The 25,966-nt window shown below is 68.5% G+C and carries 21 protein-coding genes; 17 read left to right on the forward strand and 4 right to left on the reverse strand.

Annotated features, from left to right (window positions below):
* Window positions 1-54: 54 nt before the first annotated feature.
* Window positions 55-1,017: a LysR family transcriptional regulator gene (locus tag DID99_RS08750; protein WP_124486547.1), complete on the reverse strand. Its 963-nt coding sequence runs from the start codon at window positions 1,015-1,017 to the stop codon at window positions 55-57.
* A gap of 244 nt (window positions 1,018-1,261) precedes the next feature.
* On the opposite strand from DID99_RS08750, the gene DID99_RS08755 reads away from it, so the two are divergent.
* From DID99_RS08755 to DID99_RS08795, 9 genes are all read left to right on the forward strand, one after another.
* Window positions 1,262-3,397 carry a 3-hydroxyacyl-CoA dehydrogenase NAD-binding domain-containing protein gene (locus DID99_RS08755; protein ID WP_124666508.1) on the forward strand — a complete coding sequence of 712 codons (2,136 nt, stop codon included), beginning with the start codon at window positions 1,262-1,264 and terminating at the stop codon, window positions 3,395-3,397.
* A 29-nt stretch (window positions 3,398-3,426) separates the two neighbouring features.
* Window positions 3,427-4,623, forward strand: a complete 1,197-nt coding sequence (locus DID99_RS08760; RefSeq protein ID WP_044846745.1) for an acyl-CoA dehydrogenase family protein — start codon at window positions 3,427-3,429, stop codon at window positions 4,621-4,623.
* A gap of 14 nt (window positions 4,624-4,637) precedes the next feature.
* A complete protein-coding gene (locus DID99_RS08765) occupies window positions 4,638-5,783 on the forward strand; it encodes an acyl-CoA dehydrogenase family protein (RefSeq protein WP_124571341.1) in 1,146 nt (381 codons plus the stop codon).
* A 30-nt stretch (window positions 5,784-5,813) separates the two neighbouring features.
* Window positions 5,814-7,019, forward strand: coding sequence for a CaiB/BaiF CoA-transferase family protein (locus DID99_RS08770; protein WP_124666509.1), 1,206 nt, complete (start codon window positions 5,814-5,816; stop codon window positions 7,017-7,019).
* Between the two features lie 97 nt (window positions 7,020-7,116).
* Window positions 7,117-7,422, forward strand: coding sequence for a DUF485 domain-containing protein (locus DID99_RS08775; protein WP_014895931.1), 306 nt, complete (start codon window positions 7,117-7,119; stop codon window positions 7,420-7,422).
* 11 nt (window positions 7,423-7,433) lie between these two features.
* A complete protein-coding gene (locus tag DID99_RS08780) occupies window positions 7,434-9,119 on the forward strand; it encodes a cation acetate symporter (protein ID WP_124666510.1) in 1,686 nt (561 codons plus the stop codon).
* Window positions 9,120-9,480: 361 nt separating this feature from the next.
* Complete coding sequence (locus DID99_RS08785) at window positions 9,481-10,770, forward strand: dicarboxylate/amino acid:cation symporter (RefSeq protein ID WP_044846742.1); 1,290 nt, start codon at window positions 9,481-9,483, stop codon at window positions 10,768-10,770.
* Window positions 10,771-10,774: 4 nt separating this feature from the next.
* Entirely contained in the window at window positions 10,775-12,799 is a 2,025-nt protein-coding gene (locus DID99_RS08790) for an ATP-binding protein (RefSeq protein ID WP_124486543.1), read from the forward strand.
* 72 nt (window positions 12,800-12,871) lie between these two features.
* Complete coding sequence (locus DID99_RS08795) at window positions 12,872-14,227, forward strand: sigma-54 dependent transcriptional regulator (protein WP_044846740.1); 1,356 nt, start codon at window positions 12,872-12,874, stop codon at window positions 14,225-14,227.
* Between the two features lie 103 nt (window positions 14,228-14,330).
* Here DID99_RS08795 and DID99_RS08800 read toward each other — a convergent pair whose 3' ends face one another.
* Window positions 14,331-14,867 (reverse strand): TlpA disulfide reductase family protein, encoded by a 537-nt coding sequence (locus DID99_RS08800; RefSeq protein WP_124666511.1) that lies wholly within the window; start codon window positions 14,865-14,867, stop codon window positions 14,331-14,333.
* Between the two features lie 163 nt (window positions 14,868-15,030).
* On the opposite strand from DID99_RS08800, the gene DID99_RS08805 reads away from it, so the two are divergent.
* The gene (locus DID99_RS08805; RefSeq protein ID WP_044846738.1) at window positions 15,031-15,603 is read left to right on the forward strand and encodes a hypothetical protein; all 573 of its coding nucleotides are present in this window, start codon (window positions 15,031-15,033) and stop codon (window positions 15,601-15,603) included.
* A gap of 334 nt (window positions 15,604-15,937) precedes the next feature.
* Here DID99_RS08805 and DID99_RS08810 read toward each other — a convergent pair whose 3' ends face one another.
* Both DID99_RS08810 and DID99_RS08815 read right to left on the reverse strand, forming a co-directional pair.
* Entirely contained in the window at window positions 15,938-17,599 is a 1,662-nt protein-coding gene (locus DID99_RS08810) for a YifB family Mg chelatase-like AAA ATPase (protein ID WP_124666512.1), read from the reverse strand.
* A 319-nt stretch (window positions 17,600-17,918) separates the two neighbouring features.
* The gene (locus tag DID99_RS08815) at window positions 17,919-18,170 is read right to left on the reverse strand and encodes an accessory factor UbiK family protein (RefSeq protein ID WP_006398174.1); all 252 of its coding nucleotides are present in this window, start codon (window positions 18,168-18,170) and stop codon (window positions 17,919-17,921) included.
* Window positions 18,171-18,535: 365 nt separating this feature from the next.
* Here DID99_RS08815 and DID99_RS08820 point away from each other — a divergent pair, with 365 nt between their 5' ends.
* The 7 genes from DID99_RS08820 (at window position 18,536) to ptsP (ending at window position 25,964) form a co-directional block, all read left to right on the forward strand.
* On the forward strand, window positions 18,536-18,874 hold the full coding sequence (locus DID99_RS08820) for a P-II family nitrogen regulator (RefSeq protein WP_006398175.1): 339 nt from the start codon (window positions 18,536-18,538) through the stop codon (window positions 18,872-18,874).
* 33 nt (window positions 18,875-18,907) lie between these two features.
* A complete protein-coding gene (locus tag DID99_RS08825; protein WP_124571336.1) occupies window positions 18,908-20,425 on the forward strand; it encodes an ammonium transporter in 1,518 nt (505 codons plus the stop codon).
* A 241-nt stretch (window positions 20,426-20,666) separates the two neighbouring features.
* Window positions 20,667-21,956: a glutamate--cysteine ligase gene (gene gshA / locus DID99_RS08830; protein WP_044848231.1), complete on the forward strand. Its 1,290-nt coding sequence runs from the start codon at window positions 20,667-20,669 to the stop codon at window positions 21,954-21,956.
* A 25-nt stretch (window positions 21,957-21,981) separates the two neighbouring features.
* Window positions 21,982-22,938 carry a glutathione synthase gene (gene gshB, locus DID99_RS08835; RefSeq protein WP_124571335.1) on the forward strand — a complete coding sequence of 319 codons (957 nt, stop codon included), beginning with the start codon at window positions 21,982-21,984 and terminating at the stop codon, window positions 22,936-22,938.
* Between the two features lie 231 nt (window positions 22,939-23,169).
* A complete protein-coding gene (locus DID99_RS08840) occupies window positions 23,170-23,640 on the forward strand; it encodes a PTS sugar transporter subunit IIA (protein WP_044848229.1) in 471 nt (156 codons plus the stop codon).
* Window positions 23,641-23,714: 74 nt separating this feature from the next.
* Complete coding sequence (locus tag DID99_RS08845; protein WP_006752075.1) at window positions 23,715-23,984, forward strand: HPr family phosphocarrier protein; 270 nt, start codon at window positions 23,715-23,717, stop codon at window positions 23,982-23,984.
* Window positions 23,985-24,191: 207 nt separating this feature from the next.
* Entirely contained in the window at window positions 24,192-25,964 is a 1,773-nt protein-coding gene (ptsP, locus tag DID99_RS08850; RefSeq protein ID WP_044848237.1) for a phosphoenolpyruvate--protein phosphotransferase, read from the forward strand.
* Window positions 25,965-25,966 lie beyond the last annotated feature (2 nt).

Genomic DNA, 25,966 nt, shown 5'->3' on the forward strand with positions numbered 1-25,966 from the left:
GTGAATTCGAAGGAGGCGGCGTGTGCGCGGCACGCGCTCCGCACGGACGGCGCGCTATTGTCGCCGTGCGGCCGGCGGATTGTCATCCGACAGGAAACCCTGACGCATCCCGCCGGGCCCGCCCCGGCCGGCCTTTCCGGCCTGTTCGAGGATGAACTCTATGAACGTCGCGGTCGCACGCGTGTGGTGCCGGTTCGGCATGTAGAGCATGTACATGTGCGTGCCGAAGATGCTGAGACGATACGCGTCGAGCGACGTGACGACCGTGCCGCGCCGCATGTCGTCCTGCATCACGTAGTCGGGCACGATGCCGACGCCGATCCCGGCGAGGATCGCCTGGCGCAGGAACAGGAAGTTCTCCGAAATCAGCGTGGGCTCGAGCAGCACCTCGTGGCGTTCGTCGCCGAGGTACGCCGCGATCCGCAGCTGCCGCCCCAGCACCGTCGCGGTGACGACCGGCGCGGCGGCCAGCGCGCCGAGGCTCGCGGGCATGCCATGCGCGGCCGCGAACGCGGGCGACGCGCACGCGACGTAGCGCACCGCGCCCATGTCGCGCGCGACGAGGTTCTGCGGCGGCTCGGACATCACGCGGATCGCGATGTCGACTTCGTCGCGCATCAGGTCCTCCACGCGATTCTCGAACACCACGTCGAGCACGATGCCCGGATGCAGCCGCTTGAACGCGAGCAGCCAGTCGGACATCACCATCTGCCCATAGCCGCTCGGCACCGACAGCCGCACGCGGCCCTGCAGGTCCTGGCCGAGCGTCGTCACCGATTCCTGCGCGGCGAGCAGCTCGTTGCGGATGCGCCGGCCGTGCTCGTACAGCTTCAGCCCGATTTCGGTCGGCTCGATGCGGCGCGTCGTGCGGCGCACGAGCTGCTGGCCGATCGAGCGCTCGAGCTGGTTCAGCCGGTAGCTGACGTTCGCGCGGCTCATCTTGAGCCGCTGCGCGGCCTTGCTCAGGTTGCCCGCGTCGAGGATCTCGACGAGCAGCGTCAGCGCGTTCAGGTCCATGCCCGGTGTCTCCTGATCCGTCCCGCTTAAGGACCCGAAGCGGTCCGAAAGCATTCAATGTCAAGTCAGACTTGACAGCTTGTAAAGCCGGGCGGGAATTGTCAATGAATCTCGATCAATCGAGAATCGAGTCATGCCCGGCACATGCGCCGGATCGTTTCCCGCCGCGCGGGATCGGGAAGCGGCGCCGCTCGCCGGCCTGGCGACCGGTCCCGCCCGCATGGCGCACCGCAATGGAGACACGATGAATTCAACCGCTTCCCCCGAACCCGCCCAGACCGGCACCGTCGCGCGCGAACGGCGCGACAAGGTGCTCGTCGTCACGATCGACCATCCGCCCGTCAACGCGCTGTCCGCCGATGTGCGGCGCGGCCTCGCCGACGCGCTCGACGCCGCGCAGGCCGACGCCGCGATCCGCGCGGTGCTGATCGTCGGCGCCGGCCGCAACTTCATCGCGGGCGCCGACATCCGCGAATTCGGCAAGCCGCCCGTGCCGCCGTCGCTGCCCGACGTCTGCGAGCGGATCGAGTCGAGTGCGAAGCCGGTCGTGGTGGCGCTGCACGGCGCGACGCTCGGCGGCGGCCTCGAAGTCGCGCTCGCCGCGCATTACCGGCTCGCGGTGCCCGGCGCGAAGCTCGGGCTGCCCGAAGTCACCCTTGGCCTGCTGCCCGGCGCGGGCGGCACGCAGCGCGCGCCGCGCCTGATCGGCGCGCAGGCCGCGCTCGACCTGATGCTGACGGGGCGTCACGCGAGCGCCGACGAAGCGCTCGCGCTCGGCCTCGTCGATCGCGTCGCGCACAGCGACGACACGCTCGCCGAAGGCCTCGCCTATGCGCAGGAACTCGTGTCGCTCGGCGCGCCGGCTCGGCGCACGCGCGACGCGCAGGGGCTCGCCGACCGCGCGGCCGCGCAGGCCGCGATCGACGCGGCGCGCGCCGAGTTGCCGAAGAAGTCGCGCGGCCTGTTCTCGCCGGCGAAGATCGTCGACGCGGTCGAGGCCGCGCTCACGCTGTCGTTCGACGCGGGGATGAAGCTCGAACGCAGCCTGTTCCTGCAGTGCGTCGACAGCCCGCAGCGCGCGGGCCTCGTGCACGCGTTCTTCGCGGAACGCGAGGCCGCGAAGGCGCCCGAGGCGCGCCGCGCGAGCGCGCGCCCGGTCGAGCGGATCGGCGTGGTCGGCGGCGGCACGATGGGCGCGGGCATCGCGGTCGCGGCACTCGACGCCGGGTTGCCGGTGACGATGATCGAACGCGACGAAGCGTCGCTCGCGCGCGGCCGCGCGCATGTCGAGAAGGTGTACGACGGGCTCGTCGCGAAGGGGCGGATGACGCCGGCCGCGCACGCGGCGCGGCTCGCGCGCTTCAAGGGCAGCACGTCGTACGACGCGCTCGCGCAGGCCGACGTCGTGATCGAGGCGGTGTTCGAGGACATGGCCGTGAAAAAGGCGGTGTTCGCCGAGCTCGCGCGCGCGTGCAAGCCGGGCGCGGTGCTCGCGACCAACACGTCGTATCTCGACATCGACGAGCTCGCCGCCGGCATCGACCGGCCGGCCGACGTGATCGGCCTGCATTTCTTCTCGCCGGCGAACGTGATGAAGCTGCTCGAGATCGTCGTGCCGGCGCGCGTCGCCGATGACGTCGTCGCGACCGCGTTCGCGCTGGCCAAACAGCTGAAAAAGACGCCGGTGCGCGCCGGCGTGTGCGACGGCTTCATCGGCAACCGGATCCTCGCCGTCTATCGCACCGCGGCCGACTACCTGATGGAGGACGGCGCATCGCCGTACCAGATCGATCGCGTAGTGCGCGAATTCGGCTTCCCGATGGGGCCGTTCCAGGTCGTCGACCTCGCGGGCGGCGACATCGGCTGGGCGACCCGCAAGCGCCGCGCGGCCACGCGCGACCCGCGCGCGCGCTACGTGGAGATTTCCGACCGGCTGTGCGAGCGCGGCTGGTTCGGCCAGAAGACGGGGCGCGGCTATTACCTGTATCCGGACGGCGCGCGCGTCGGCACGCCGGACCCGGAAGTCGAGGCAATCGTCGCCGACGAACGCGCGAAGAAGGGCATCGCACCGCGCACGTTCACCGACGACGAGATCCTGCGCCGCTACCTTGCCGCGATGATCAACGAAGGCGCGAACGTCGTGCACGAGAAGATCGCGCTGCGCCCGCTCGACGTCGACGCGGTGTTCCTGTACGGCTACGGCTTCCCGCGCCATCGCGGCGGCCCGATGCACTACGCGGACACGGTCGGCCTCGCGAACGTGCTCGCCGACATCCGCGCGTTCGCGCAGGAGGATCCGCTGTTCTGGAAACCGTCGCCGCTGCTCGTCGAGCTAGTCGGGCGCGGCGCGGATTTCGCGAGCCTGAACCGTATCGACTGAACGCCCACCGCATTCGCAACGGACCCACGATGGACCTCAATTTCACTCCCGAAGAGGAAGCGTTCCGCACCGAAGTGCAGCGCTTCCTCGCCGCCGAACTGCCCGCGCGCACCGCGCGCAAGGTGAAGGGCGGCCTGCACCTGACGCGCGACGACATGCGCGAATGGCACGCAATCCTGAACGCCCGCGGCTGGCTCGCGAGCCACTGGCCGCGCGAATACGGCGGCCCCGGCTGGAGCGTCGCGCAGAAGTTCCTGTTCGACAACGAATGCGCGCTCGCCGGTGCGCCGCGCATCGTGCCGTTCGGCGTCAACATGCTTGGGCCCGTGCTGATCAAGTACGGCAGCGAAGCGCAGCAGCGCCACTGGCTGCCGCGCATTCTCGACGGCACCGACTGGTGGTGCCAGGGCTATTCGGAGCCGGGCGCCGGTTCCGACCTCGCATCGGTGAAGACGAGCGCGGTGCGCGATGGCGATCACTACGTCGTGAACGGCCAGAAGACTTGGACCACGCTCGGCCACTACGCGAACATGATCTTCTGCCTCGTGCGCACCGCGACCGACGTGCGCAAGCAGGAGGGCATCAGCTTCCTGCTGATCGACATGAACACGCCGGGCGTCGAGGTGCGCCCGATCATCACGCTCGACGGCGAGCACGAAGTGAACGAAGTGTTCTTCACCGACGTGCGCGTGCCCGTGGCGAACCTCGTCGGCGAAGAAAACCGCGGCTGGACCTGCGCGAAATACCTGCTCACGTACGAGCGCACCAACATCGCCGGGATCGGCTTCTCGACGGCCGCGCTCGAGCGGCTGCGCGCGGTGGCCGCGAAGGTCACGAAGAACGGCCGGCCGCTCGCCGACGATCCGTTCTTCGCGGCGCGCATCGCGCGCGTCGAGATCGAACTCGAGAACATGCGCACGACCAACCTGCGCGTGCTCGCCGCGGTCGCGGGCGGCGGCGTGCCGGGCGCGGAAAGCTCGATGCTGAAGATCCGCGGCACGCAGATCCGCCAGGAGATCACCGCGCTGATGCGCCGCGCGATGGGGCCGTACGCGCAGCCGTTCGTCGACGCAGCACTCGATGCCGATTACGACGGCGAGCCGGTCGGCCCGGACGAGGCCGCGAGCGCCGCGCAGCAGTACTTCAACAACCGCAAGCTGTCGATCTTCGGCGGCTCGAACGAGATCCAGAAGAACATCATCGCGAAGATGATGCTCGGGCTGTAACGAGGGACGCGACGATGGATTTCCAGCACACAGAAGACCGCCGGATGCTGGCGGACACGTTGAACCGCTTCATCACCGAACGGTATGCGTTCCCGGTGCGCGACCGCATCGCGCAGTCGGCCGAAGGCTTCGATCGCGCGATGTGGCGGCGCTTCGCCGAGCTCGGCGCGGTCGGCGCGCTGTTTTCCGAAGCCGACGGCGGCTTCGGCGGCGCGGGTTTCGACATCGCCGTGGTGTTCGAATGCCTCGGCCGCGGGCTCGTGGTCGAGCCGTTCCTCGGCACGCTGCTCGCGGGTCGCGCGCTGGCGCTGGCCGGCGGCGACGCGCATCGCGCGCGGCTGGCCGCGCTGATCGACGGCAGCGCGAGCGCCGCGTTCGCGCACGACGAGCCGGGCTCGCACTACGAACTGACGACCGTGCGCACGCGCGCCGAGCGTGCCGGCGACGGCTGGGTGCTGACGGGCGCGAAAGGCGTCGTCGACCAGGCCGCGCAGGCGGCGTTCTTCGTCGTCAGCGCGCGCGTGTCCGGTCAGGACGACGACGCGGCCGGCATCGGCCTGTTCGTCGTGCCGGCCGACGCGCCGGGCGTGTCGCTGCGGGACTACAAGAAGATCGACGGCGGCCGCGCGGCCGAGGTGCGCTTCGAGCGCGTCGTGCTGCCGGGCGATGCGGCGCTCGCCGTGCCGGAAACGCAAGACGACGAAGCAGGCGCCGCATTGCTCGAACACGTGCTCGGCTACGGGCTGCTCGCGCTGTCGGCGGAGGCGCTCGGCGCGATGGACGTCGCGAAGGAAGCGACGCTCGACTACCTGCGCACGCGCAAGCAGTTCGGCATGCCGATCGGCAGCTTCCAGGCGCTGCAGCACCGGATGGCCGACCTGCTGCTCGAAGTCGAGCAGGCGCGCTCGGCGGTGATCAACGCGGCCGCGCAGCTCGATGCGCCGCGCGCGGTGCGCGAACGCGCGCTCGCGGCGGCGAAATACACCATCGGCCGGATCGGCACGCTGGTCGCCGAGGAGAGCATCCAGTTGCACGGCGGGATCGGGATGACGTGGGAGCTGCCGCTGTCGCATTACGCGAAGCGGCTCGTGATGATCGATCACCAGCTCGGCGACGAGGATCACCATCTCGCGCGCTACATCGCGCTGTCGAAACAATAAAGACGAACGACGCGAATGGAGGAGACAAGGATGACGAACGAATCGCGCGCGTTGCCGCTGGCCGGCGTGAAGGTGCTCGATTTCTCGCGCGTGCTGGCAGGCCCGTGGTGCGCGATGGTGCTTGCCGATTTCGGCGCGGAAGTGATCAAGGTCGAGCATCCGGCGCGCGGCGACGACACGCGCGACTGGGGCTTGCGGATCGGGGACACCGAAACGACCTACTTCAACAGCGTGAACCGAAGCAAGCGCTCGATCTGTCTCGACCTGCAGACCGACGAAGGGCGGCGGCTCGCGCGCGAGCTGGCCGCGCAGGCCGACGTGGTGCTGCACAACTTCAAGTTCGGCGGCGCGGAAAAACTCGGGCTCGGCTACGACGCGCTGGCCGCGCTCAATCCGCGGCTCGTGCATTGCGCGATTTCCGGCTACGACCGCTCGGGCCCGGAAGCCGCGCGGCCCGGCTACGACCTCGTCGTGCAGGGCGAGGCCGGGCTGATGGCGCTGAACGGCGAGGCCGGCCAGCCGCCGCTGAAATTCGGTGTCGCGGCGGTCGACCTGTTCACCGGCATGTATTCGGCGCAGGCGGTCCTCGCCGCGCTGTACGAGCGTCATGCGACGGGGCGCGGGCGGCGCATCGAGATGGCGCTGTTCGACTGCGGGCTGATGATCACCGCGTACTACGGGCTCGATGCGCTGCTGATGGGCGAGGATCCGCCGCGCTACGGCAATGCGCATCCGTCGATCGTGCCGTATGGCGTGTTCGACGCGGCCGACGGCCCGCTCGTGATCACGGTCGGCAACAACACGCAGTTCGCGCGTTTCTGCGATGCGATCGAGCGGCCCGACCTCGCCGCGGACGAACGCTACAAGACCAATCTCGGCCGCTCGGAGAACCGCGCCGCGCTGCTGCCGGAGATTCGCGGCGAACTTGCGCGGCGGCCGCGCGCGACGCTGCTCGCGGCGCTCGCCGCCGGCGGCATTCCGTGCGGCGAAGTGCTCGGGCTGCACGAGGCGCTGACCTCCGAGCGCGCGACCCGGGCGGGGCTCGTCACGCGGCAGCCGCACCCGGTCGCGGGCGGCGTCGACGTGCTGGCGCCGCCGTATCGCTTCGACGGTGCGCGGCTACCGGTGCGCGGCGCGCCGCCGGTGCTCGGCGCGGATACGGACGACGTGCTCGGCGGCTGGCTCGGGCTGTCGGCGGACGACCTGGCACGGCTGCGCGCGGATCGCGTCGTGTAACGCATTGACGTGCCGCCACGGCGCGGGCGGATCGATGGGCGCGCCGGCCATCCACAAGACACTTCTCGCGAAACGACGAGGAGACATTGGAGACACCATGGAGCTTTCCGTCATCGAATCGGTCACGGCGCGCCGTGACTACCAGCAGCTCGTGCGCGCACGGCGCCGCTTCAGCTTCACGCTCACGGCACTGATGATCGCCACGTACTACGGCTTCATCCTGCTCGTCGCGCTCGCGCCGCACGTGCTTGCGGCGCCGCTGTACCGCGGTGCGACGACCACGGTCGGGATCGCCGCGGGCGTCGCGATCATCCTGGTCGCGATCGGCCTGACCGCGTGCTACGTGCTGCGCGCGAACCGTGCGTTCGACCGCCGCGTCGACGCGATCCTGCAGCGTTCGTGACGGAGGCCGACATGCGACGCACTTCGAGCGCGCTCGGCGCGCTGGCCGTTCTCGTTTCCTCCACCGCGCACGCGACCGGCGTCGCGGGCCCGATGCCCGACAAGGTCGAGCTGAACCCGGTGGCGATCGCGATGTTCTTCGCGTTCGTGTTCGCGACGCTCGCGCTCACGCGCTGGGCCGCGCGCCGCACGCGTTCGACGCGCGACTTCTACACGGCCGGCGGCGGTATCACCGGGCTGCAGAACGGGCTCGCGATCGCGGGCGACTACATGTCGGCCGCGTCGTTCCTCGGGCTCTCCGGGATGGTGTTCATGTTCGGCTTCGACGGGCTGATCTACTCGATCGGCTTCCTGGTCGGCTGGCCGTTCGTGATGTTCCTGATCGCCGAGCCGCTGCGCAATCTCGGCAAGTTCACGTTCGTCGACGTGGTCGCGTACCGCTTCGCACAGCGGCCGATCCGGCTCCTGACGTCCGCGAACGCGCTGACGATCGTCGTGCTGTACCTGGTCGTGCAGATGGTCGGCGCGGGCAAGCTGATCCAGCTGCTGTTCGGGCTGTCGTACGGCACGGCCGAGCTGATCGTCGGCGTGCTGATGGTCGTCTACGTGTTCTTCGGCGGGATGACCGCGACCACCTGGGTGCAGGTGATCAAGGCCGTGCTGCTGCTGTGCGGCGCGACGCTGCTCGTCCTGCTCGCGCTCGCCGAATTCGGCTTCAGCGTCGATGAAATGTTCCGTCGCGCGGTGGCCGTGCATCCGGGCGCGCTGTCGATCATGGGGCCCGGCAAGCTGATCCGCGATCCGGCCAACGCGCTGTCGCTCGGCATCGCGCTGATGTTCGGCACGGCCGGCTTCCCGCACATCCTGATGCGCTTCTTCACGGTGCCGAACGCGAAGGAAGCGCGCAAGTCGGTGCTCTACGCGACCGGCTTCATCGGCTATTTCTATCTGCTGACGTTCGTGATCGGTTTCTCGGCGATCGTGCTGCTCGCGCAGCATCCGGAATTCTTCCGGCTCGGCGCGAACGGCACCTTCAACCTGACGCACGACCTGCTCGGCGGCTCGAACATGGTCGCGGTGAAGCTCGCGCAGGCGGTCGGCGGCAACTGGTTCTACGGCTTCATCGCGGCCGTCACGTTCGCGACGATCCTCGCGGTGGTCGCCGGGCTGACGCTCGCCGGCGCGACCACGATCTCGCACGACCTGTATGCGCAGATGTGGGCGCGCGGCAAGCCCGACGAGCGGCTGGAAATGCGCATCTCGCGCGTGGCGACGATTGGCTTGTCCGCGGTCGCGATCGCGCTGTCGATCCTGTTCGAGCACGTCAACGTCGCGTTCATGGTCGGCCTCGTTGCGGCGGTGGCCGCCAGCGCCAATTTCCCGGTGCTCGCGATGTCGATCTTCTGGCGCGGGATGACGACGCGCGGCGCGGTGCTCGGCGGCGGCCTCGGCCTCGCGTCGGCGGTGGCGCTGACGGTGCTGTCGAAGTCGGTGTGGGTCGACGTGCTGCACCACGCGCACGCGCCGGTGTTTCTCGACAACCCGGCGCTCGTGTCGGTGCCGCTAGCGTTCGTCGGGATCGTCGTCGGCTCGTTCGCGGACCGCGGCGAGCGCGCGCGTCGCGAGCGCGACGCGTTCGCGCAGCAGGAGTTCTATGCGCAGACGGGCGTGCTGGCCGGTGAAGCCGTGCAGCATTGATTCGTCTGATGAAACGATCGCTCCGTCCGGATCGCCGGACGGATATTTTCCGGAAATCCGGAATCCCGGATTTCCTTGCCTGCCGCATTATGAGAAATACAATGAAAACAACGGCTTGAGGGGCTCCGGAAACCTGGCATCGACCTTGCGATATAAAGCGCACGGCCATCCCCCGGCCGAACTACTACAGCAAGCAAGGAGACAACCGATGACCAATGCCTTCCTCCCCCTCCGGATGTCCTGAGGCATCGCTTGTTGCGGCACGGCAGCCGCGCGGGCGAATGCCTTCTCCCCTGAGACATTCGCCTGCGCGCGTGACGCCGTTTCCACCGGCTCATCATCTACTTCAGCAGGAACCATCGTGAAGAAGAAACCCTTCTACAAAGTGCTCTATGTGCAGGTGATCTTCGCCATCATCGTCGGCGTGATCCTCGGCCACTTCTATCCGTCGCTCGCCACCGAGATGAAACCGCTCGGCGACGGCTTCATCAAGCTGATCAAGATGGTGATCGGACCGATCATCTTCTGTACGGTCGTCACCGGCATCGCCGGCATGGAGGACATGAAGAAGGTCGGCCGCGTCGGCGGCAAGGCGCTGCTGTACTTCGAGATCGTGTCGACCTTCGCGCTGCTGCTCGGCCTCGCGGCCACGCACATCCTGCGTCCGGGCGTCGGCTTCAACATCGATCCGGCGACGCTGAACGGCAAGGAAGTCGCATCGTACGCGGCGAAGGCGCACGGACAGTCGACGGTCGACTTCCTGATGCACATCATCCCGAACACGATGGTCGATGCGTTCGCGCAGGGTGAAATCCTGCAGATCCTGCTGATCGCGCTGCTGTTCGGCAGCGTGCTCGCGCACCTCGGCGAACGAGGCAAGGTCGTGACCGACTTCATCGACGGCCTCACGCGCGTGCTGTTCGGCATCGTGCACATCGTCACGAAGCTGGCGCCGATCGGCGCGTTCGGCGCGATGGCGTTCACGATCGGCAAGTACGGCGTCGGCTCGCTGGTGCCGCTGCTCAAGCTGATCGGCACGTTCTACCTGACGTCGGTCGTGTTCGTGCTGGTCGTGCTCGGCGCGATCGCGCGCTTCACGGGCTTCTCGATCATCCGCTTCGTGTCGTACATCAAGGAAGAGCTGCTGATCGTGCTCGGCACGAGCTCGTCGGAAGCCGCGCTGCCGCAACTGATGGAAAAGCTCGAGAAGGCCGGCTGCTCGCGTTCGGTCGTCGGCCTCGTCGTGCCGACCGGCTATTCGTTCAACCTCGACGGCACCAACATCTACATGACGATGGCCGTGCTGTTCATCGCGCAGGCGACCAACATCGAGCTCACGTGGATGCAGCAGCTCACGCTGCTCGCGGTCGCGATGCTGACGTCGAAGGGCGCGAGCGGCGTCACGGGCGCGGGCTTCATCACGCTCGCCGCGACGCTCGCCGTCGTGCCGACGATCCCGCTGTCGGGCATGGTGCTGATCCTCGGCATCGACCGCTTCATGAGCGAATGCCGCGCGCTGACCAACATCGTCGGAAACGGCGTCGCGACGGTCGTCGTGTCGGCCTGGGAGAAGGAACTCGACCGCAACAAGCTGCGCCAGGCGCTGAAGGGCGGCGGCGAGGTCACGCCGACCGAGACGGCCGGCGTCTGACGTCATGAAGGAGCAGGCGGCGGCACCGCCCGCGGGCGGTGCGCCGCGCGGCGGCCGGGGCAGCGACGAGGCGCCCTATGACACAATAGGCGATCCGCATCGCCAGGAAGTCACGTCCGTGAAGCGCCGCCTGCTCATCCTCGTCGTGCTTGCCGCCGCGCTCGCGGCGGCGTGCGCGCTGACGTGGACCATCACGTGGCAGCGCGGCGTCGCCGAGCTGCAGCGCAACGCCGCGGTGCGGGTCGACCGCACCACCAACGCGCTCAAGAGCACGCTCGACCGCTACGAATCGCTGCCTTATCTGCTCGGCAGCCATCCGTACGTGCTGGACCTGCTCGCCGAGCCGAAGCGCGCCGATTTCACCGCGCGCGCGAACCGCTATCTCGAAGACCTCAACGAACACGCGCACGCGACCGTCACCTACGTGATCGGCGCGGACGGCCTGTGCGTCGCCGCCAGCAACTGGCGCGCGCCGGACAGCTTCGTCGGGACCGGATACCAGTTTCGTCCATATTTCATCGACGCGATGAACGGCCGGGTCGGCCGCTTCTTCGCGATCGGCACGATCTCCCGCGACCCCGGCTACTACATCTCGCAGCCGGTGTGGCGCGACGGCAGGATCGCGGGCGTCGTCGTCGTGAAGCTCAATCTCGAATGGTTCCAGGGCGCCGACGCGTCCGAGCCGCTCGTCGTCGCGGACGATCACGGCGTCGTGTTCCTGTCGTCCGTGCCCGCCTGGAAGTACCACACGCTGCATCCGCTGACGGGGCCCGTCGCCGCGTCGATCTACGAGACGCGCCAGTACGCGCAGCAGCCCGTCACGCCGCTGCCGCTGCGCGTCGAGCAGGTGCTCGGCGCCGATGCGGAGATCGTGCGCCTCGGTGCGGCCGGCGTAGGCCCTGGCCTGCGCGCGCCGCGTTTCCTCGCCAGCAAGCGGCGGATCGGCGAGCCCGACTGGCTGCTCGTCACGCTCGCGCCGATCGCGCCCATCGACGCCGACGCGCGCAACGCGACGATCGTCACGGGCTTCGGCTTCGTGTCGGTCGCGTTGCTCGCGTTCTACTGGCGCATGCGCCGCGCGCGCGTGCGCGAGATGATCCGCGGCCGCGCGCTGCTGCAGCAGGCGTATGCGGAGCTGAACCGGCGCGTCGAGGAACGCACGGCCGACCTGTCGGAAGCGAACGAGCAATTGCAGAAGGAAGTCGGCGACCGGATCCGCGCGGAGCAGGAATTGCGCGCCGCGCACGACGAACTGATCCAGGCGAGCAAGCTCGCCGCACTCGGCCAGATGGCGGCCGGCATCACGCATGAACTGAACCAGCCGCTCGCGGCGTTGCGCAGCTTCTCGGACAACACGCGCGTGCTGCTCGATCGCGGCGAGCAGGCGGCCGCGCGCGAGAACCTCGAGGCGATCGCCGCGCTGACCGAGCGGATGGGCAAGATCACCAACCAGCTGAAGCTGTTCGTCGGCCGCGCGAAGCCGCGCAACGAACAGGCGCTCGTCGTGCGCGCGCTGCGCAGCGTGCTGTCGCTGCTCGGCGACCGGCTGCGCGGCGTCGCGCTCACGCTGACGCTGCAGGATGCGACGGTGTCGCCCGCGCAGGATGCGCCGCTCGACCTGGCGCGCGACTATCCGGAACTCGTCGCCCGCTGCGAGGACCTGCGTCTCGAGCAGGTGCTGATCAACCTGCTCGGCAACGCGCTCGACGCGGTCGCGGGCGTCGCCGCGCCGGCGATCGAAGTGACGATCGCGGTGTCGGTCGCGACGCTCGCGGTCGAGGTGCGCGACAACGGCTCCGGCATCGCGCCCGAGCTGCTGCCGCGGCTGTTCGAACCGTTCTTCACGACCAAGGAAATGGGGCGCGGGCTCGGGCTCGGGCTCGCGATCTCGTCGTCGATCGCGAGCGACGCGGGCGGCGCGCTGACCGCGCGCAATGCGCCGTCCGGCGGCGCGCTGTTCGTCTTGACGCTGCGGCGCGCGCGCACGCATCATCCGGACGCCGTGTCCGAGCCGGCGGGCTCGCGCTAGGCACCGCACGACCGCATCAACGAGAGCCGCGCGCACCACCGCCGCGCGGTCTGTCAGGAGCAAGTGACTACGATGGCCAACCGGCTGCAAGTGATCTATATCGAAGACGATGCGCTCGTTCGCCGGGCGAGCGTGCAGAGCCTCCAGCTCGCCGGGTTCGACGTCGTCGGGTTCGAATCGGCCGAGGCGGCCGACAAGGCGATCGTCGCGGAAACCGCCGGCGCGATCGTCAGCGACATCCGGCTGCCCGGCGCAAGCGGGCTCGACCTGCTCGCGCAGTGCCGCGAGCGCGTGCCCGACGTGCCCGTGATCCTCGTCACCGGCCACGGCGACATCTCGATGGCCGTGCAGGCGATGCGCGACGGCGCGTACGACTTCATCGAAAAGCCGTTCGCGGCCGAGCGGCTGATCGAGACGGTCCGCCGCGCGCTCGAGCGGCGCGAGCTCGTGCTCGAGAACCATGCGCTGCGGCGCGAGCTGGCCGGCCAGAACATCGTCGCGCCGCGCATCATCGGCCGCAGTCCGGCGATCGAACAGGTGCGCAAGCTGATCGCGAACGTCGCGCCGACCGACGCATCGGTGCTGATCAACGGCGACACGGGCGCCGGCAAGGAGCTGATCGCGCGCAGCCTGCACGAGCTGTCGCCGCGGCGCGACAAGCCGTTCATCGCGGTGAACTGCGGCGCGCTGCCCGAGCCGATGTTCGAGTCGGAGATGTTCGGCTACGAGCCCGGCGCGTTCACCGGCGCCGCGAAGCGCCGCGTCGGCAAGCTCGAATATGCGTCCGGCGGCACACTGTTCCTCGACGAAATCGAAAGCATGCCGCTCGCGCTGCAGGTGAAGCTCCTGCGCGTGCTGCAGGACGGCGTGCTCGAGCGGCTCGGCTCGAATCAGCCGATCCGCGTGAACTGCCGCGTCGTCGCGGCTGCGAAAGGCGACATGAGCGAACTCGTCGCGGCCGGCACGTTCCGGCGCGACCTGCTGTACCGGCTCAACGTCGTGACGATCGCGCTGCCGCCGCTCGCCGAGCGCCGTGAGGACATCGTGCCGCTGTTCGAGCACTTCATGCTCGACGCGGCCGTGCGCTACGGGCGGCCGGCCCCCGTGCTGACCGACCGGCAGCGCGCGAGCCTGATGCAGCGCGACTGGCCCGGCAACGTGCGCGAGCTGCGCAACGCGGCCGACCGCTTCGTGCTCGGCGTCGCCGACATGCCGCAGGAAGCCGGTGCGAGCGGCGACGACGCCGAGAGCGACCAGACGCTGAAGGAGCGCATCGAGCAGTTCGAGCGCGCGGTGATCGCCGAGGCGCTGAACCAGACGGGCGGCGCGGTCGCCGCGACGGCCGACCGGCTGCATGTCGGCAAGGCGACGCTGTACGAGAAGATGAAGCGCTACGGGCTGTCGGCGAAAGGCGAAACCGAGCGCTGAAAAAGAGACGGACCGCGGAACCGGGCTGGCCGGTCGTGCGGTCCGTCATGTGGAGCAGGGCGCGGCGGGCGGCCCTGCGCGTCGTGTCGTGCGGAGGCGGCGCTCAGGCCGCGTTGCCGTCGAGCGCCTTCTTGAGCAGCGCGTCGAGTTCCGCGAATTGCGGGGCGCCGACGTAGCGCTTCAGGATCTGGCCGTCCTTGTCGACGACGAAGGTTGTCGGCGTAAGCTGCACGTTGCCGAACTGCTTCGCGACGCTGCCGTCGTCGAGTGCGACCTTGAACGGCAGCTGGCGCGTCTGCGCATAGTTCGCGACGTACATCGGCGGATCGTAGTTCATCGCGACCGCGACGAACTCCAGCCCCTGACCCTTGAAGCGATTGTAGGTATCGACCATCTGCGGCATTTCCTGCATGCAGGTCGCGCAGCTCGTCGCCCAGAAGTTCACGAGGTAGACCTTGCCCTTCAGGTCGCCGGCCGTCGACACCTTCTGACCGGACAGCAGCGTGAACGTGGCGTCCGGCACGGTGGACTTGCCGTTGAACGCGAAGAAGCCGGCAACGGCGATGGCCGCGACGACGACGGCCGCGACGATATAGCGGGCGGGGCCGGTGCGGCGCTGGGCGGGAGGCGTGGTGTTCATCTGCGGTGCTCTCGGAGTCGGTCGATGACGCGGATCGATGCAAAGGACGTCGAAATTCGGCGGTTATTTTAGCGCGAATGCGGCGCACGCACCGGCGGCCGCCACACATCCCGGGTGTCGGCTTCGGCGGATAATGGGCCTTTTGCCTGTCCCCATCACTGCCATGCCGAAGGAAGTCATCGATTCGTTGCGCCCCCTTTTTCGTCCGCTGCGACACTTCGCCGCGCTCGCGTGCGTGAGCGCGGCGCTGGCCGCGTGCTCGCCGTCATATGACTGGCGTACGCTGCACAACGACGCCGGCTACACGATCGACCTGCCGGCGAAGCCGACTGTCGAGAACCAGCCGGTGGCGGTCGGCGGCGCGTCGATGCCGATGCGGATGCAGGCCGCGCACGTCGACGGCGCGGTGTTCGCGGTCGGCACGCTGACGCTGCCCGACGACCGCGACGACACGCGCCGCGCGGCGCTCGAGTTCCTGCGTTCCGGGCTGTCGCGCAATCTCGAAGGCGTGCCGCAGACGGCCTCGGTGCCGGTGCCGCTCGCGGCCGGCGGCGCGGTGAACGGGCTCGAGCTGCGCATCGCGGGCGCGGCGAGCGGCGGCGACCGCTCGCGCAAGACGATCGTCGCGCGGCTCGTGGCGCGCGGCCGGCACGCGTACCAGGCCGTCGCGATCGCCGACGGGCCGCTCGCGCAGGAGCAGCTGGACCAGTTTTTCGGCTCGTTCAAGCTCGACTGAACAGCGGCCGGCGAGGGCGCTCAGACACTTCATGACAATTGAAAGTTCATTCGCAGCTTTCGACGCTAATCGCCGGATTTTGCGGGGATTTTTCGGCTATCCACAGCGCATGTGGATAACTTTGTTGAAAAGTTGACCGAATCGCCCGCAAAGCCGCGCCGGACGGCCTTCCGGCGCATTTGACGGTTGGCCATCCATTTCGAAAAAATCAATAAAAACAAAGGGATACGAATCTCATGACGAAGAGGTGCCCGCGCCGGGTGATCAGGGGCCGGATTCGTGAAATTGTGCATAAGTCAAGTCTTGACAGTCATATTTTGTCCTCCGCGAGCATTCACAGCGCCGTGAGCGCACGCCGGTAGCGGATCGCCTCGGCGATCTGCGCGGCCGTCGGCAATGGGTCACCGGCCAGGTCGGCGATCGTCCGTGCGACCTTCAACACGCGGAAATACGCGCGTGCCGACCAGCCGAAGCGCTCGCCGGCCTCGCGCAGCAGCCGCTCACCGTCGTCGGTCGGCCGGCACAGGTCGTCGGTCTCGCGCCCGCTCAGCATGTGATTGGTCTTGCCCTGCCGGTCGAGCTGCAGCGCACGCGCCCGGGCGACCCGCGCGGCGACCGCGGTGCTCGGCTCGCCGGGCGCCGTCGCGCGCGACGCGAGTTCGGCCGGCGATAGCGCGGGCAGGTCGATCTGGATGTCGATGCGGTCGAGCAACGGCCCCGACAGCTTGCGCAGATAGCGCGTGGCGAGCTCCGGGGTGCAGCGGCAGCGCCCGGACGGATCGCCGTGCCAGCCGCACGGGCACGGATTCATCGCGGCGATCAGCTGGCACGCGGCGGGGAAGTCGGCCTGCTGCGCCACGCGCGAGATCGTGATGCGGCCGACTTCCAGCGGCTCGCGCAGCATCTCCAGCACGTGCCGGTCGAATTCGAACTCGTCGAGAAACAGTACGCCGAGGTGCGCGAGCGTGATCTCGCCCGGCTGCGGCGGGTTGCGGCCGCCGACCAGCGCGGCAGCGCTCGACGAGTGGTGCGGCGCGCGGAACGGGCGCCGCCGCCAGTGCGCGGGCGAGAAGCCGATGCGGCTCGCGGAAAGGAGCGCGGCCGACGCCAGCGCCTCGTCGTCGGTCAGCGGCGGCAGGAGGCCGGGCAGGCGCGCGGCGAGCATCGACTTGCCGGCGCCGGGCGGCCCGATCATCAGCATGTGGTGCCCGCCCGCGGCGGCGACTTCGAGCGCGCGCCGGGCGCCGCGCTGGCCGACGACGTCCGCGAGATCGGGGGCGGCCGGCGCCGGCACGCCTTCGAGGCCGGGCGCCTCGACCGGCGCGAGCCGCGCATCCGGCGCACCGGCCAGATGCGCGCACAGCGCGGGCAGGTCGGGCGCGCCGAACACGGTGACACCCGGCACCAGCGCGGCCTCGGCCGCGCTGTCGAGCGGCAGGTACAGCTCGGGCGGACGGGCTGCGGCCGCTGGCCCGCACGGCGCGACGGCCGCGGCGCGAGACCCGAAGCCCGCGCCGGTCCCCGCGGCGGCGGGCCCGAAGCCGGATCCGGTCTCCGCGGCGCAGGATCCGAAGCCCGCTCCAGTCGCCGCGGCGCGCCAGTCCCGTGCCGCGCCGCACGCCATCGCGAACGCGCCCCGCATCGGCCGCAGCGCGCCGGTCAGCGACAGTTCGCCCGCGAATTCGCGGCCGGCCAGCGCGTCGGTCGGGAGCTGGCCGTTCGCGGCGAGGATGCCGAGCGCGATCGGCAGGTCGAAGCGGCCGGACTCCTTCGGCAGGTCGGCCGGCGCGAGATTGACGGTGATGCGCCTGACGGGGAAGTCGAATCCGCAGTTCTGCAGCGCGGCGCGCACGCGCTCGCGGCTTTCGCGGACTTCGAGATCGGGCAGGCCGACGATCGAGAACGACGGCAATCCGTTGGCAAGATGGACTTCGACGGTGACGTCCGGCGCGCGGCCGGCCGCCGGCGCGCGACTGCGCACCACGGCGAGCGACATGGCGAGGCTCCTTTAAATGAATCGGACGGGCAACGGCCATTCGGGCCGCATGCCGCGGGAATCGGAGGAATCGGTGCGCGCTTGCCGGCGTGGCGCGGAAAAGAACGAGGAACGACGAACAGCGAAGCGCTACAAACAGCGAAGAGCGAAGAGCGAGGAACAGCGAAGAGCGAGGAACAGCGAAGAGCGAGGAACAGCGAAGAACAGCGAAGAGCGGGGAATTGCGAGGAACGACGGAACGGCTGACCGGCCGACTTCGGATGTCAGGCGCGGGCCGCACGAGGCGGCCCGCGCCCGGACCTGTCGGTCGGGTTGGGCGTCAGGCCTGGGACGCTGCGAGCTTCTGCTCGAGTTCCGCGACGCGCTTCTCGAGTTCCTCGAGACGCACGCGGGTGCGGGCGAGCACCTGTGCCTGCGTGTCGAACTCCTCGCGCGTGACGAGATCGAGCTTCGAGAAGCCTTGCGACAGCATGGCCTTCACGTTGCGCTCGACATCCTTGGCCGGCGAGTTTTTCAGCAGGTCGCTGACGCGCGACTGCAGGTCGTTGAAAACATCGCTGGGTTGCTTCATGAGATTTCCTTCCTTGCACAAAAAGTGTGCATCTTCAGTTGCGTACGTGCCCATGATGCACGCATGACCGGAAATGGTGCGCGCGTGGCGCGAATTCCGGGCATGGCGCCCGCATGGGTGAATGGCCCGGAGATCCGGGACGTGCGTGCACTCTAGCAATGATCCTTTCGGCGCGCCAGCAAACCTGGGCCACGTTGGCCATTCGGCCGGGCTTCCGCATCTTTCCGTACCTTTCAGCACCCGATGCAACCCCGTTTCGGAGCCGTTCGAGGCGGTGCTCGCGCGAACATGGCATGCGAGTTGCTGAGGAGAGACGGTCACACCATTCCAACCAATTCGACGGGATCAACCTGCGAGAGGACTCCATGAAACTGATTACCGCAATCATCAAGCCGTTCAAGCTCGATGAGACGCGCGAAGCGCTCTCCGCGCTCGGCGTCTCGGGCATCACGGTCACTGAGGTGAAAGGGTTCGGGCGCCAGAAGGGGCACACCGAGCTGTACCGGGGCGCCGAATACGTGGTCGATTTCCTGCCGAAGATGAAGATCGAGGCGGCCGTGTCCGACGATCTCGTCGACCAGGCGGTCGAGGCGATCGAGCGTGCAGCCCGCACCGGCAAGATCGGCGACGGAAAGATCTTCGTCACGCCGATCGAGCAAGTGATCCGGATCCGGACCGGGGAGACCGGCGCAGACGCGCTGTAACAGACCAAGACAAGCGACAAGAGGAAACCCGAGATGCGCAAACTTCTGATGTCCCTGCTGATGGCTGGCTCGCTGATCGCGGCTGGCGTCGGTCCCGCGCTCGCCGACGACGCGGCCTCCGCCGCGGCAGCGTCCGCGCCCGCCGCCACGGCGTCCGATGCATCGGCAGCCGCGGCTCCCGCCGCTTCGGCGCCGGCCGCCACCGACGCATCGGCACCTGCCGCTGCCGCCGCACCCGCTTCGGGCGCCGCCACCGACGCATCGGCCGCCGCCGCCGCGTCCGCGCCGGCCGCACCCGCCGCGCCGACCGAGCCGTTCTCCGTCGATTCGTCGAAGATCAGTGCCGGCGACACCGCGTGGATGCTGACGTCCACCGCGCTCGTGCTGTTCATGACGATCCCCGGCCTCGCACTGTTCTATGCGGGCATGGTCCGCAAGAAGAACGTGCTCGCGACCGTGATGCAGAGCTTCGCGATCACCGCCGCGATCACGGTGCTGTGGACGGTGGTGGGCTACAGCCTCGCGTTCACGCCGGGCAACGGCTTCATCGGCGGCCTGTCGCGCGTGTTTCTGCACGGCATGAACTACATCAAGGGCGACAAGGCGACCACGCTGACCGTCAGCCATCTCGCGACGACGATTCCGGAATCGGTCTACTTCGTCTACCAGATGACGTTCGCGATCATCACGCCGGCGCTGATCTGCGGCGCGTTCGCCGATCGCATGAAGTTCTCGGCGATGCTCGTGTTCATGACGCTCTGGTCGCTGATCGTCTATGTGCCGATCGCGCACATGGTGTGGGAGCCGACCGGCTGGCTGTCGGCCGACGGCGTGCTCGACTTCGCGGGCGGCACGGTGGTGCACATCAACGCCGGTATCGCGGGCCTCGTGTCGTGCCTCGTGCTCGGCAAGCGCGTCGGCTACGGCCGCGAATCGATGGCGCCGCACAACCTGGTGCTGACGATGATCGGCGGCTCGATGCTGTGGGTCGGCTGGTTCGGCTTCAACGCGGGCTCCGCGGTCGCGGCCGACGGCCGTGCCGGCTTCGCGATGCTGACCACGCAAGTGGCGACCGCCTGCGCGGCGCTCGGCTGGATGTTTGCGGAATGGGTCGCGAAGGGCAAGCCGTCGGTGCTCGGCATCGTGTCGGGCGCGGTCGCGGGTCTCGTGGCGATCACGCCGGCTGCCGGCTTCGTCGGCGTCGCCGGTGCGCTCGTGATCGGCATCGCGGCGGGCGTGATCTGCTTCTGGTCGGCCACGTGGCTCAAGTCGAAGCTCGGCTACGACGATTCGCTCGACGCGTTCGGCGTGCACGGCATTGGCGGGATTCTCGGCGCGCTGCTGACGGGCGTGTTCGCGGTCAAGGACATCGGCGGCGCCGACGGCAGCCTGCTGCTGCAGGCGAAGGGCGTGCTGATCACGCTGGTCTACAGCGGCGTGCTGAGCTTCGTGCTGCTGAAGCTGATCGACCTGACGATTGGCCTGCGCGTGTCCGAAGAGGAAGAGCGCGAGGGCCTCGACGTGATCCTGCACGGCGAACATGTCGAATAAGTCACAAGGATGACGGCGGGCCGCCGCGCAGACGGCGCCCGCCACGAATGAGCGCAGCGACTTCGGCCCGCCACCCGGCGGGCTTTTTTTCTCCTGCCGCGTGCTGTCGTAGCGCATAACCCTTCAGGCTATCGGGTCAATAGCCGAAAACTTCCTCCATATCCTTGTGAAGCCGGGAACAATCCCCAAATGGGCAAGGCAATTGCTCTACAATCTTCATTCTCCCGCTCGCGAGTGATTCATGGTTCCCCACCTCGTTACCGCGTTGAACGGTCCGCTGCTCGAGCTCGAGCAGAAGATCCTCGACGCGACGCCTGCGATCGAACGCTGGTTCAGGCTCGAATGGCAGGAACACACCCCGCCGTTCTATTGTTCGGTGGACCTGCGCAACGCCGGTTTCAAGCTGGCGCCCGTCGACGCGAACCTGTTCCCCGGCGCGTTCAATAATCTGCCGTCCGAAGTGCTGCCGCTCGCCGTTCAGGCCGCGATGGCCGCGATCGAGAAGATCTGCCCGGACGCGAAGAACCTGCTCGTGATTCCGGAGCTGCCGACCCGCAACGCGTTCTACCTGGAAAACGTCGCGCGGCTCGCGACGATCATGCGCCAGGCCGGCCTGAACGTGCGCTTCGGCTCGCTCGACCCGAGCATCACCGACATGACGCCGATCACGCTGGCCGACGGCCAGAAGATCGTGCTCGAACCGCTCGAGCGTTCGCAGCGCCGCCTCGGCCTGAAGAATTTCGATCCGTGCTCGATCCTGCTGAACAACGACCTGTCGGCCGGGATTCCCGCCGTGCTGGAGAACCTGCACGAGCAATACCTGCTGCCGCCGCTGCACGCGGGCTGGGCCGTGCGCCGCAAGTCGACGCACTTCTCGTGCTACGACGACGTCGCGAAGAAGTTCGCGAAGATGGTCGGCGTCGATCCGTGGATGGTGAATCCGTATTTCGCGCACGTCGAAGGCGTCGACTGGCAGGCGCATGAAGGCGAGCAGGCGCTCGCCGACGCGATCGACGGCGTGCTGAAGAAGATCGCGCGCAAGTATCGCGAATACGGCATCAGCGAAAAGCCGTACGTCGTCGTGAAGGCCGACGCGGGCACCGCCGGGCGCGGCGTGATGACCGTGCACGACGCGGCCGAGATCGGCCGCATGTCGAAGGCCGAGCGCGCGCAGATGGCCGAGTCGAAGGCCGGCCTCGCGGTGCGCGACGTGATCGTCCAGGAAGGCGTGTACACGTTCGAGCGCGTCGGCGACGAAGTGGCCGAGCCGGTCGTGTACATGATCGACCGCTACGTGGTCGGCGGTTTCTACCGCACGCACGGCGGCCGCGAGCGCGACCAGAACCTGAACGCGCCCGGCATGCACTACGTGCCGCTCGGCTTCGAGCACACCGCGCTGCCGGATGCCGGCGCGAAGCCGGGCGCCGCGCCGCCGAACCGTTTCTACATGTACGGCGTCGTCGCGCGCCTGTCGCTGATCGCGTCGTCGATCGAACTGGAAAAGACCGATCCCGAAGCCATCCAGGTGTAACGGCTTCGCTACGTACAGGACCCGCATGGACATTCTCTTTATCGCCGACCCGCTCGAGCGCTTCAAGATCTACAAGGATTCGACCTACGCGATGATGGCGGAGGCCGCGCGGCGCGGGCATGCGGTGTACGCGTGCCAGCCGCACCAGCTCGCATGGACGGGCTCGGGCGTCGAGGCTGACGTGCAGCGCGTGACGATCGTCGGCGACACGGCCGACCTGCATCGCCAGCCGTGGTTCGAGGCGGCCGCGCACGAATCGCGTCAGCTGACGTCGTTCGGCGCGGTGCTGATGCGCAAGGATCCGCCGTTCGACATGGAATACGTGACGGCCACCTGGATGCTCGAGCTTGCCGAACGGGCGGGCGCGCGCGTGTTCAACAAGCCCCAGTCGATCCGCGATCACTCGGAGAAGCTCGCGATCGGCGAGTTTCCGCAGTTCGTCGCGCCGACGCTCGTCACGCGCGACGCCGCGCGCCTGCGAGCGTTCCATGCCGAGCATGGCGACGTGATCGTGAAGCCGCTCGACGGCATGGGCGGGATGGGCGTGTTCCGCGTGAAGGCCGACGGGATGAATCTCGGCGCGATCATCGAGATGCTCGGCCACGACGGCACGCGCTCGCTGATGATCCAGAAGTTCATTCCCGAGATCAAGGCGGGCGACAAGCGCATTCTGCTGATCGCCGGCGAGCCGGTGCCGTATTCGCTCGCGCGGATTCCGCAGGGCAGCGAGGTGCGCGGCAATCTCGCCGCGGGCGGGCTCGGCGTCGCGCAGCCGCTGACGCCGCGCGACCGCGAGATCGCCGCGACGCTCGGGCCGGTGCTCGCCGCGCGCGGGCTGCTGCTGGTCGGGCTCGACGCGATCGGCGACTGGCTGACCGAGGTGAACGTGACGAGCCCGACGTGCTTCCGCGAAATCATGGAGCAGACGGGTTTCGACGTCGCCGCGATGTTCATCGACGCGCTGGAGCGGGCGGCCGCGTAGCCCGCTTTCCGCGCAAGCCCGGCGGCGGCCGCGCAGGCCCCCCGTCGCCGGAGCGGTTCGACCGGCCTGCTACAATGCCCGCTTGCCCGGTGCCGCGACCAGCGCGCCGAAGGCCCGGCGGTCGGGCCGAAACCGTTGCAAGGCTGAACATGAAACGTTTCCCATACTCGCTATGCTCGTTGCCCCGCTGCGGGGCGTCGGCCCGCCAAGGGCGGCCGGGGGCAGTCTGACATGGCCGGGATTCTGATCATCGCGCACGCGCCGCTCGCCACCGCGCTGCGGGACTGCATCGCGCACATCTACGGCGGCGTGCCCGCGCGCATCGGCTGCATCGACGTGCTGGCGGACAGCGACCCGACCCAGGTGATGGCGTTCGCACACGCGGAGCTCGCGCGGCTCAGGGAAGAGAACGGCGTCGTCGTGCTGACCGACATGTACGGCGCGACGCCCGCGAACATCGCGGGCCAGCTCGCGAAGCTCGACAACGTGCGCGTGCTGGCGGGCGTGAACCTGCCGATGCTGGTGCGCGCCGTCTGCTACCGTACCGTGCCGCTCGACAAGCTCGTCGACAAGGCGCTGTCCGGCGGCGCGAAGGGCGTCCACGAGGTGTCTGCCGGCACGCCGCCGCCGCCTTCGGAAACCGGCTGCGGCCAGTGCGCGCCGATTCCGCCCGAGCCGCAACCGCGCACCGAATCGCACTGACCGTCCCGTTTTCCGTTTTAGACCGACCCGCCGACGCACGTCGCCGGCGGCCTCGACCGACCCGACCGAGAACCATGCTTCAACAAGAAACCACCATCGTCAACAAATTGGGGCTCCATGCGCGCGCATCGGCCAAGCTTACGCAACTGGCCGGCAACTTCCAGTCGGAAGTCTGGATGACGCGCAACGGACGCAAGATCAACGCGAAAAGCATCATGGGCGTGATGATGCTCGCGGCGGGCATCGGCAGCAGCGTGACGATCGAGACCGAAGGTCCGGACGAGCGCGAGGCGATGGACGCGTTGCTCAAGCTGATCGCGGACAAGTTCGGCGAAGGTCAGTGATCCGGGGCCTGCCCCGCGATCGTTGCCGTTTCGAAGCAGAATGCCGCGTATGTCGCGGCATTTTTTTCGTCCGTAGCATTGATGCGGAAATCGCAATGCTGCGCTGCATGCAGCCAGCACGGAGGTGCGGAATTTATAATCGCTAACCGGGGTCATAAGCGCATCGCAGCAGTGTGCCGCGGCTTTACATGTACAGAGGAGGTGCGCGTGTCCTTCACGCTGCATGGCATTCCCGTCTCACGTGGTATCGCGATCGGGCGAGCGTATCTGATCGCGCCGGCGGCGCTCGACGTCGCCCATTACCTGGTCGAGGCGAACCAGATCGACGCCGAGGTCGAGCGTTTCAGCACGGCGCGCGAGGTCGTGCATCGCGAACTCGAGGCGCTGCGCGCCGACCTGACCGACGACACCCCGACCGAAGTGGGCGCGTTCATCGACGTCCACGCGATGATCCTGAGCGACGCGATGCTCGTGCAGGAAACCATCGACCTGGTCCGCACGCGACGCTACAACGTCGAATGGGCGCTGACCGAGCAGCTCGAGCTGCTCACGCGCCACTTCGACGATATCGAGGATGAATACCTGCGCGAGCGCAAGGCCGACATCGAGCAGGTGGTCGAGCGCGTGCTGAAGGCGCTCGCCGGTGCGCCGTCGGCGTCGCAGGCGCTCGATCGCGCGGCCAAGAACGGTACGAACGAGATGATCGTCGTCGCGCACGACATCGCGCCGGCCGACATGATGCAGTTCAAGACGCAGTCGTTCCAGGCGTTCGTCACCGATCTCGGCGGCCGCACGTCGCACACGGCGATCGTCGCGCGCAGCCTCGGCATTCCGGCCGCGGTCGGCGTCCAGCATGCGAGTTCGCTGATCCGCCAGGACGACCTGATCATCGTCGACGGCGACCAGGGGATCGTGATCGTCGATCCCGCGCCGATCGTCCTCGAGGAATATTCGTACCGCCAGTCCGAGAAGCTGCTCGAACAGCGCAAGCTGCAGCGCCTGAAGTTCTCGCCGACGCAAACCCTGTGCGGCACGAAGATCGACCTCTACGCGAACATCGAGCTGCCCGACGACGCGAAGGCGGCGGTCGAGGCCGGCGCGGTCGGCGTCGGGCTGTTCCGCTCCGAGTTCCTGTTCATGCATCAGAAGGAGATGCCCGAGGAGGAGGAGCAGTTCGCCGCGTACAAGCGCGCGGTCGAGTGGATGAAGGGCATGCCGGTGACGATCCGCACGATCGACGTCGGCGCGGACAAGCCGCTCGAGGCGCTCGACGAAGGCTACGAGACGGCGCCGAACCCGGCGCTCGGCCTGCGTGCGATCCGCTGGAGCCTGTCCGAGCCGCAGATGTTCCTCACGCAGCTGCGCGCGATCCTGCGCGCGTCCGCGTTCGGGCAGGTGAAGATCCTGATCCCGATGCTCGCGCACGCGCAGGAGATCGACCAGACGCTCGACCTGATCCGCGAGGCGAAGCGCCAGCTCGACGACGCGGGGCTCGCATACGATCCGAACGTGCGCGTCGGCGCGATGATCGAGATCCCGGCCGCGGCGATCGCGCTGCCGCTGTTCCTGAAGCGCTTCGATTTCCTGTCGATCGGCACGAACGACCTGATCCAGTACACGCTCGCGATCGACCGCGCGGACAACGCGGTCGCTCACCTGTACGACCCGCTGCATCCGGCGGTGCTGCACCTGATCGCCTATACGCTGCGCGAGGCGAAGCGTGCAGGCGTGTCGGTGTCGGTGTGCGGGGAGATGGCGGGCGATCCGGCGCTCACGCGCCTGTTGCTCGGGATGGGGCTCACCGAGTTCTCGATGCACCCGAGCCAGTTGCTGGTCGTGAAGCAGGAGATCCTGCGCGCGCACCTGAAGGCGCTCGAGAAGCCGACGGCCGACGTGCTGGCCGCGTTCGAGCCGGAGGAAGTGCAGGCGGCGCTCAAGCGCCTGTCGGTCGCGGAACCGCGCGCGGACGCGGCCGCCTAGGC

Origin of the sequence: Burkholderia sp. Bp8986, from assembly GCF_003854225.1 — a bacterium.
GTDB lineage: Bacteria > Pseudomonadota > Gammaproteobacteria > Burkholderiales > Burkholderiaceae > Burkholderia.